The organism is Streptomyces sp. NPDC002265 (genome assembly GCF_040296125.1).
Classification (GTDB): domain Bacteria; phylum Actinomycetota; class Actinomycetes; order Streptomycetales; family Streptomycetaceae; genus Streptomyces.
Window position 1 is genome coordinate 20299 of the sequence record NZ_JBEOWS010000094.1, and the last position, 7121, is coordinate 27419.

General features: G+C 73.5%; 9 protein-coding genes. 5 read left to right on the forward strand and 4 right to left on the reverse strand.

The genetic code is table 11. The features are described from left to right. Positions 1–69 precede the first annotated feature (69 nt). Positions 70–579, reverse strand: a complete 510-nt coding sequence (locus ABT085_RS18475; RefSeq protein ID WP_351608471.1) for a DUF2199 domain-containing protein — start codon at positions 577–579, stop codon at positions 70–72. Between the two features lie 196 nt (positions 580–775). On the opposite strand from ABT085_RS18475, the gene ABT085_RS18480 reads away from it, so the two are divergent. Beyond that, positions 776–1408 carry a PadR family transcriptional regulator gene (locus ABT085_RS18480; protein WP_351608473.1) on the forward strand — a complete coding sequence of 211 codons (633 nt, stop codon included), beginning with the start codon at positions 776–778 and terminating at the stop codon, positions 1406–1408. A 146-nt stretch (positions 1409–1554) separates the two neighbouring features. On the opposite strand, the gene ABT085_RS18485 is transcribed toward ABT085_RS18480, so the two are convergent. Continuing rightward, positions 1555–1983, reverse strand: coding sequence for a type II toxin-antitoxin system Rv0910 family toxin (locus ABT085_RS18485; RefSeq protein ID WP_351608476.1), 429 nt, complete (start codon positions 1981–1983; stop codon positions 1555–1557). A gap of 266 nt (positions 1984–2249) precedes the next feature. Here ABT085_RS18485 and ABT085_RS18490 point away from each other — a divergent pair, with 266 nt between their 5' ends. From ABT085_RS18490 to ABT085_RS18500, 3 genes are all read left to right on the forward strand, one after another. Beyond that, positions 2250–2882 (forward strand): Clp protease N-terminal domain-containing protein, encoded by a 633-nt coding sequence (locus ABT085_RS18490; protein ID WP_351608479.1) that lies wholly within the window; start codon positions 2250–2252, stop codon positions 2880–2882. Between the two features lie 90 nt (positions 2883–2972). Then, on the forward strand, positions 2973–3977 hold the full coding sequence (locus ABT085_RS18495; RefSeq protein WP_351608499.1) for an EamA family transporter: 1005 nt from the start codon (positions 2973–2975) through the stop codon (positions 3975–3977). A gap of 193 nt (positions 3978–4170) precedes the next feature. Further along, positions 4171–5118, forward strand: a complete 948-nt coding sequence (locus ABT085_RS18500) for a DMT family transporter (RefSeq protein WP_351608481.1) — start codon at positions 4171–4173, stop codon at positions 5116–5118. A 50-nt stretch (positions 5119–5168) separates the two neighbouring features. Here ABT085_RS18500 and ABT085_RS18505 read toward each other — a convergent pair whose 3' ends face one another. Further along, entirely contained in the window at positions 5169–5801 is a 633-nt protein-coding gene (locus ABT085_RS18505; RefSeq protein ID WP_351608483.1) for an FMN-binding negative transcriptional regulator, read from the reverse strand. Then, positions 5801–6484 (reverse strand): pyridoxamine 5'-phosphate oxidase family protein, encoded by a 684-nt coding sequence (locus ABT085_RS18510; RefSeq protein ID WP_351608505.1) that lies wholly within the window; start codon positions 6482–6484, stop codon positions 5801–5803. Before ABT085_RS18510 ends, ABT085_RS18505 begins: the two co-directional genes overlap by 1 nt. A 35-nt stretch (positions 6485–6519) precedes the next feature. Here ABT085_RS18510 and ABT085_RS18515 point away from each other — a divergent pair. After that, positions 6520–7121 (forward strand): GntR family transcriptional regulator (locus ABT085_RS18515; protein WP_351608485.1); only part of this gene is annotated, 602 nt, incomplete at its 3' end.

The window sequence follows — 7121 nt, forward strand, 5'->3', positions numbered from 1 at the left end:
CGACTGGACCGACTGGACCGGTGCGGGGCGGCCGGTGCGCGACGGGGCGACGCCTTCCACCGCGGTCGTTCAGGCCGGATGCAGCACGGCCGTGGCGATCTCGCGCACCCGGTCCCGGGTGATCCCGTTGCGCTGTTCGACGGCGAGCGGGTGGTCGGTGGGCTCCAGCTCGATGACGTGGTGCCGGCCGACCGGCCGGGTGTGGGCGTTGGTCTTCAGGTCGGTGGTGCTCTCGGGGTAGAGCGCGAGCTCGGTGCTGAGCCAGCCGAAGTAGGGCCGCTCGGCCTCGCGGCCCGGGGTGTTCCACACCTCCACGGCGCGGTTGAAGTTCTCCCTGCTCAGCGAGACCCAGACGCCCCAGGTGAAGACGTGGTCGCTGCCGATCACCGGTATCTCGATCAGGCCCCTGACGAAGAAGTGCAGCCCCCGGATCACGCACCGGTCGGAGGTCAGCAGCGAGTCGGGATCGGTCTCGAAGGCGGGGCCCCAGACGTCGGGGGCCGTGGCCGAGTAGCTCAGGGGGGATTCGGTCTGGTGCTCGCCGCAGCAGGAGCACGTGAATCCGGCGGTGATCGACATGGCGGGAGCCTAGCGCCGTGTCGTACCAGCAGTCGCACAGTGCACAACAGCCCTAGGGCGCAGCAACTGTCCCAGGGTGAGCGGCAGTTCCACGGCACGACAGCAGTCCCATGGTGGAGGGGGGCTTGTCGGCAACAATCTTCCGATATATCGTTGAGGCATCGCGACAGATCAACGACTGGATGGAGTGATGGCGATGCGTTCCCATGGATTCGAGCGTGGACATCGGCAGGACGACGCCGCCCGGCGCGGCCGGGGCGGTTTCGAGGGGCGGCGCGCGGCTTTCGGGCCGTTCGGCCCCGGTGGGCCGGGCTTCGGTCCCGGCGGCCCCGGCTTCGGGCCGGGCGGCGGGCCCTGGGGCGGGCGAGGGCGCGGCGGGCCCAGGGGGAGGGCCCGGCGAGGTGACGTACGGGCGTCCATCCTGGCCCTGCTCAAGGACCGGCCCATGCACGGCTACGAGATGATCCAGGAGATCGCCGAGCGCAGCGGCGGGGCGTGGAAGCCCAGCCCCGGCTCGGTGTACCCGACCCTCCAGCTGCTGGAGGACGAAGGCCTGATCGCCAGTGAGACCGAGGGCGGCAAGAAGCTGTTCGCGCTCACCGAGCAGGGCCGCACGGCCGCCGAGGAGGGCGCCGACGCGCCCTGGGAGGAGGCCTCGCGCGGAGTCGACTGGGAGGCTCTCAGCGAGATCCGCCAGGCCGGCTTCGGGCTGATGGAAGCCTTCGGGCAGGTCTGGAAGACCGGCAGCAAGGAGCAGCGCGAGAAGGCGCTCACGGTGATCAACGAGGCCCGCAAGAAGCTCTACCTGATCCTCGCCGACGAGCACTGACGGCAGGACGGACGGCAGGACGGGCGGCGGTGCTGACGCAGGACTGGCCGCATGACCGGCGGCGGGACCGATGCGGGACCGATGGCGGCACGACGATCCGGGCGCCCGGCGGAACGCTCCGCGGGGGCGCCCGGGTGCGGATGTCCTCAGGTCACCAGCCCGGACAGCTTGCGCAGCGACTCGTCGAGCGCCGCCGTCGCCGAGTCCTTGAGCTTGCCCGCCATGAGCGAGACGGCGGCGCCCGTGAACTCGCCGTCCATGCGGAGCGTGGTGGCGTCGCCGTCGGGGGTGAGCGTGTACCGGGTGGCGACGGTCACCGCCATCGGTCCCTTGCCGCGGATGGCGAGGACGCGGGCCGGCTCCAGTTCCTCGACGGTCCACTCGACCTCCGCCGGGAAGCCCATCAGCTTCATGTTCTCCTGGAACGTGGCGCCCACTTCGAGCGTCTCGGGCCCGCCTTTGGGGAAGCTGGTGTGGGTCGCGTTCCACTCGCCGTAGGCGGACCAGTCCGTGAGCTGTGACCACACCTTCTCCGCGGAGGCCTGGATACGTGCCTCCGCGCTGACTTCGGCCATGCGACCACCTCTTCGTGTCGGGCTGTGGTGTCGCGGAACGTAGTCCCAGGGTCCCGAACATTCAATACTGATGAACCGTCAGGAAGTGTGGAGGCGGGCTCCACCGGGGAAGCGCGAGGCAAGGCGGCGCGCGCCGTCGTGCGGCGAACGGCGTGATCTCATCCCTGGGGAGGAGATTCCGGCCCGCCTCGTCCACTTTGCGTGGGACGCGAAAATGCTTCGCACCGGGGATGCCCGGATCCGCCGGGGCTGATGAGCTGGGACCTGTGCAACCCCGAATTCCCCGTCAGTCCACCGGCGCCCAGGACCTCCGCGCCGGCGACCGGGACAGCCGTGCCGACGGCGAGGCCGGACTCGGCGCCGAGCTCGCGGCGGTGGTCGCCGGTGCCCGGCGCAGGGCTCTGCGGGACGGGGACCGCCACATCGACACCGCCCATCTGCTGCACTCGGTGCTGGAGAGCGACTCCGAGGCGCGCGCCGTCTTCGGCGAGGGGCCGCGGCTCGCCCGGCTGCTCGGCTATCTCGTCCAGCGCAGCATCGGCTACGGCCTGCGCTGGCAGGAGGGGGCCGAGGACTCCGGGCCGCTCCGGCCGGTGATGCCGCGGGCGGCGGTCGAAGGGCTCTCGCCGCTGGCCGCGGGCGCCGTGGAGCACGCCTGGACGCGCGCCCGTACGCGCGGCGACGAGCCGCCCCGCTGCGTCGACCTCCTCGCGGCGATCCTCGTCGACCCCCGGGCACGCGCCGTGGAGGTGCTGGTCCGCGCCGGACTCGACCCGAGCGAGATCACCGCCCGCATCGACGGCGGCGCGGAGCACCGCGAGATCACCGCCCGCATCGAAGCCGGCGCGGAGCACCGCGAGGGCCCCGCGAACCACGGAGGTGCCGAGGAGGGCCGGTGACGGCGGGTGTCCCCGCGGCGGCCGCGGGCACGTCCAGCCGGTGAGACAGGTGCCATGGGGGGTGACGCTCATGTCGTCGCCTGTAATCATGTGCCGGTGCATATGACAGACAGCAGTCCGACCGGTCACGGCAAGGGCGCCGGACTGGGGCTCGCGATCGCCTCGGCGCTGGCCTTCGGCGGATCCGGGGTCGCGGCCAAGCCGCTGATCGAGGCAGGCCTCGACCCCCTTCACGTGGTGTGGCTCAGGGTCGCCGGAGCGGCTTTGGTGATGGTGCCGCTGGCGGTGCGCCACCGTGCGCTGGTACGCCGCCGCCCCGCGCTGCTCGCCGGGTTCGGGCTGCTCGCCGTGGCCGGCGTCCAGGCCTGCTACTTCGCCGCGCTCTCCCGGATACCCGTGGGGGTCGCGCTGCTGGTCGAGTACCTCGCGCCCGCCCTGGTGCTCGGCTGGGTGCGGTTCGTGCAGCGGCGGCCGGTGACCCGCGCCGCGGCGGTCGGTGTGGTCCTCGCGGCCGGCGGGCTGGCCTGCGTCGTCGAGGTGTGGTCGGGGCTGAGCTTCGACGCCCTCGGACTGCTGCTCGCGCTCGGTGCCGCCTGCTGCCAGGTCGGCTACTTCGTCCTGGCCGACCAGGGCAGTGACTCCGCGGACGACGCCCCCGACCCGCTCGGCGTGATCGCCTACGGCCTCCTCGGCGGCGCCGCCGTGCTGACCGTGGTGGCCCGGCCCTGGACCATGGACTGGTCCGTGCTCACGCACACCGCGCGGATGGACGGCACCCCGGTCGCGGCCTGGGTGCTGCTGGCCTGGATCGTGCTCGTCGCCACGGTGGTCGCGTACATCACCGGCGTCCTGTCCGTGCGCCGTCTCTCCCCGCAGGTCGCCGGTGTCGTGGCCTGTCTGGAGGCAGTCATCGCGACCGTCCTGGCCTGGGTGCTGCTCGGCGAGCACCTCTCCGCCCCGCAGCTGGCGGGCGGCGCGCTGGTGCTGGTCGGCGCGTTCATCGCGCAGTCGTCGACGCCCGCCAAGGGCGCGGCGGAGCCGGTGGCGGGCGGCCTGCCGGAACGGGAACTTTCCGTCCGCGAACCGGTGGCATAAGGTGCGGATCATGCCTTTGGACGCACTCGTTCTTCCGCCCCCGGCCGCCTGAGGCGGGCCTTTCCGTCGTTCCCGCCCGGCATGCCGCCGGGCGAGACGGTGCTGCCCGCAGACGAAGTCCGCGGACCCCGCAGAGCCGGGGTCCTTTCCCGAACTTCCGCGCACTGTCGCTGCGCGTCTGCGGAGAGAACGCATGTCCACAGCTGTTTCCGGCCTGCCCGTCGGGCGAGGCCTGCTCTATCTGATCGTCGCCGGTTTCGCCTGGGGCACGGCCGGCGCGGCCGCCTCACTGGTCTACCGGTCCAGTGACCTGGGCGCCGTGTCCCTGTCCTTCTGGCGCTGCGCCGTCGGGCTCGTCCTGCTGCTCGCCGCCCGTCGGCTGCGCCCGAGGCCGGCCCGCGCCGCCGTGGCCGCGGCACTGCCCCTGCGGTCCAAGGTGCTGCGCGCCGGGGTCACCGGGCTGGGGCTCGCGGTCTTCCAGACCACGTACTTCGCGGCCGTGTCCGCGACCGGTCTCGCCGTCGCCACGGTCGTCACCCTCGGCGCCGGTCCGGTCCTCATCGCGCTCGGCGCGCGGCTGACCATGGGGGAGCGGCTCGGCCGGGCCGGGCTCGCCGCCGTCGCGGGGGCGCTCGCCGGGCTCGCCGTGCTCGTGGCCTGGGGCGGCGAGACGACCGTGCGTCCGGCGGGGGTGCTCCTCGCGCTGGTCTCGGCCGCCGGCTACAGCACGATGACCCTGTTCACCCGCTGGTGGGGCCGCGACGGCGGAGCGGACGCGGCCGCTACGTCGGTGGGCGCGTTCGCGGTCACCAGCCTGTGCCTGCTGCCGTTCGCGCTGGCCCAGGGTCTGGTCCCGCACACCGCCGAACCGCTGCGGACCCTGTGGCTGGTGGCGTACATCGCGGCCGTCCCCACGGCCCTCGCGTACGCCCTGTACTTCGCGGGCGCGGCCGTCGTGCGCTCCGCGACGGTCTCCGTGGTCATGCTCCTCGAGCCGGTCGGGGCGGCGGTCCTCGCGGTCGCCCTGCTCGGCGAACGTCTCACCCTCGCGACCGTCGTCGGCACCCTGCTGATGCTGGGTTCGGTCACCGGGCTGGCCCTGGCGGAGACCCGGGGCGCCACGGCACCGGCCACGGCCTGAGGGGCGCGGGTCCGGACGGCGCGCGGCCGCTCGGCGTCCGGACCCGGATGTCAGTCCGTCCCTCGGCGCAGCAGGTGTGCGAGGGCCGCCGGGTCGCCCGGGCCGCCGCGGGCCGCGAGCCGGTCCGCGATCCGCTCCCGGACCTCGCCGGTGTGCCGGCCCGCGTACTTGAACTTCGCGCGTACGCCCGTCACCTCCAGCCGGATCCCGCGGATACCGGACAGCCGACGGCCGTACGGCTCCGCGCCGACCGCCACCGGCGCGGAGCCGCCCTCGGGCTGGAAGTGGCCCATCTGCCGGTTCAGCAGCTCGGCCTTGTCGGCCGGATCGTCCACGACATGGGCCGTGCAGCGCAGCTGGACGGCCGCGTAGAAGCTCGTCGGAGTGCCGTGCTCGGCGGGGCCGTCCGGTGCCGCCTGCCAGGGGCCGGGCACGAAGACGTAGTCGTCGACGACGCTCAGCACCACCTCCGGGTCCGTCTCCAGCGCCTCCCACAGCGGGTTGGGACGGGCCAGGTGGGTGAGGGCCTCGCCGCGGCCGGGGTCGTAGGCGAAGTGCAGGGGCTGGACGTGCGGGGGCTCGCCGGGCAGGCCGTTCACCGCGAGCTGCCCGAAGTCGTGGGCCGCCAGCCAGCCCTGCCACTCGGCGTCGTCGCGCGGTGCGTCCCAGGGGTGGATCAGCATCACAGGTCCGTCAGGTAGTCGGGGACCGCGGTGCCGGGGGCCAGAGCGGGATCCGCGAGCGGAGTGCCGTAGCCCTTGCGCAGCGGCACCACACCCGCCCAGTGGGGCAGGCCGAGGTCCTCGGGCTCGTCGTTCACACCGCCGGTGCGCAGCTTGGCGGAGACCTCGTCGAGGTCCAGGCGGATCACGGCGGTGGCGGCCAGTTCCTTCTTGTTCGCGGGCCGGGAGTCGGCCGCGCGGCCCGGTACGACGTGGTCGACGAGGGCGTCCAGGGCCTGCCGCTTCTCCTCGGGGTCGGTCACGTCGTGGGCGATGCCGTGCACCACCACCGAGCGGTAGTTGATCGAGTGGTGGAACGCCGAGCGGGCCAGGATCAGGGCGTCGACGTGGGTGACCGTCAGGCACACCGGCAGCCCCGGGTCGGCCTGCCCGGTCATCCGCAGCGGACGCGAGCCCGTCGAGCCGTGCACGTACAGCCGCCCGCCGACCCGCGCGTAGAGCGTGGGCAGCACCACGGGCGCGCCGTCGCGGACGAAGCCGAGATGGCAGACGTAGCCCTCGTCGAGTATCGCGTGCACGACCTCCGGGTCGTACGAGGCCCGGTCCGGGGAGCGGGTGGGGACCGTGCGGTCGGTCGGCTGATAGGCGGCTGGCTCCGACGGTGTCTGCCGGGTCCCCTGCATGGCGTTCTCCATTGTACTAGTGCATAATTGGCTTTGTGCTAGGAGAATATCCGATCCAGGGTCGGCGTGCGGCGGAGATTTCGGCGAGTGTGGAGCGCGCGGTGGGCGACGGCGAGCTGTGTCCCGGTCAACTGCTCCCACCCATGAGGGAGTTGGCGGAGGCGCTCGGGGTGAACCCGAACACCGTCGCGGCCGCCTACCGCACCCTGCGCGAGCGCGGGGTCATCGAGACCGCCGGGCGGCGGGGCAGCCGGGTGCGGGCCAAACCGGCCACCACCGGACGGGACCAGATTCGGGTGGAGGTCCCGGAGGGCGTGCGCGACCTGTCCGACGGCAACCCGGACCCGGCGCTGCTGCCGCCACTCGCCCCGGCGTTCGGCGCGGCCGCCGCGCAGGGCGACCGGGATCCGGTGCTGTACGGCGACGATCCCGTGGAGCCCGGGCTGGCCTGCGCCGCGCGGGCCGACCTGGACGCCGACGGCGTGCCGGACGGCCCGGTCGCCGTCACCTCCGGCTCGCTGGACGCGGTGGAGCGGGTGCTCGCCGCGCACCTCAAGCCCGGCGACACGGTCGCCGTCGAGGATCCCGGCTGGGGCAGCCTGCTCGACCTGGTGCCGGCCCTCGGCCTGCGCACGGC

Coding starts and splice junctions, on each gene's coding strand:
- ABT085_RS18475 (WP_351608471.1), bottom strand. CDS start 579: ATGTCGATCACCGCCGGATTCACGTGCTCCTGCTGCGGCGAGCACCAG.
- ABT085_RS18480 (WP_351608473.1), top strand. CDS start 776: ATGCGTTCCCATGGATTCGAGCGTGGACATCGGCAGGACGACGCCGCC.
- ABT085_RS18485 (WP_351608476.1), bottom strand. CDS start 1,983: ATGGCCGAAGTCAGCGCGGAGGCACGTATCCAGGCCTCCGCGGAGAAG.
- ABT085_RS18500 (WP_351608481.1), top strand. CDS start 4,171: ATGTCCACAGCTGTTTCCGGCCTGCCCGTCGGGCGAGGCCTGCTCTAT.
- ABT085_RS18505 (WP_351608483.1), bottom strand. CDS start 5,801: ATGCTGATCCACCCCTGGGACGCACCGCGCGACGACGCCGAGTGGCAG.
- ABT085_RS18510 (WP_351608505.1), bottom strand. CDS start 6,484: ATGCAGGGGACCCGGCAGACACCGTCGGAGCCAGCCGCCTATCAGCCG.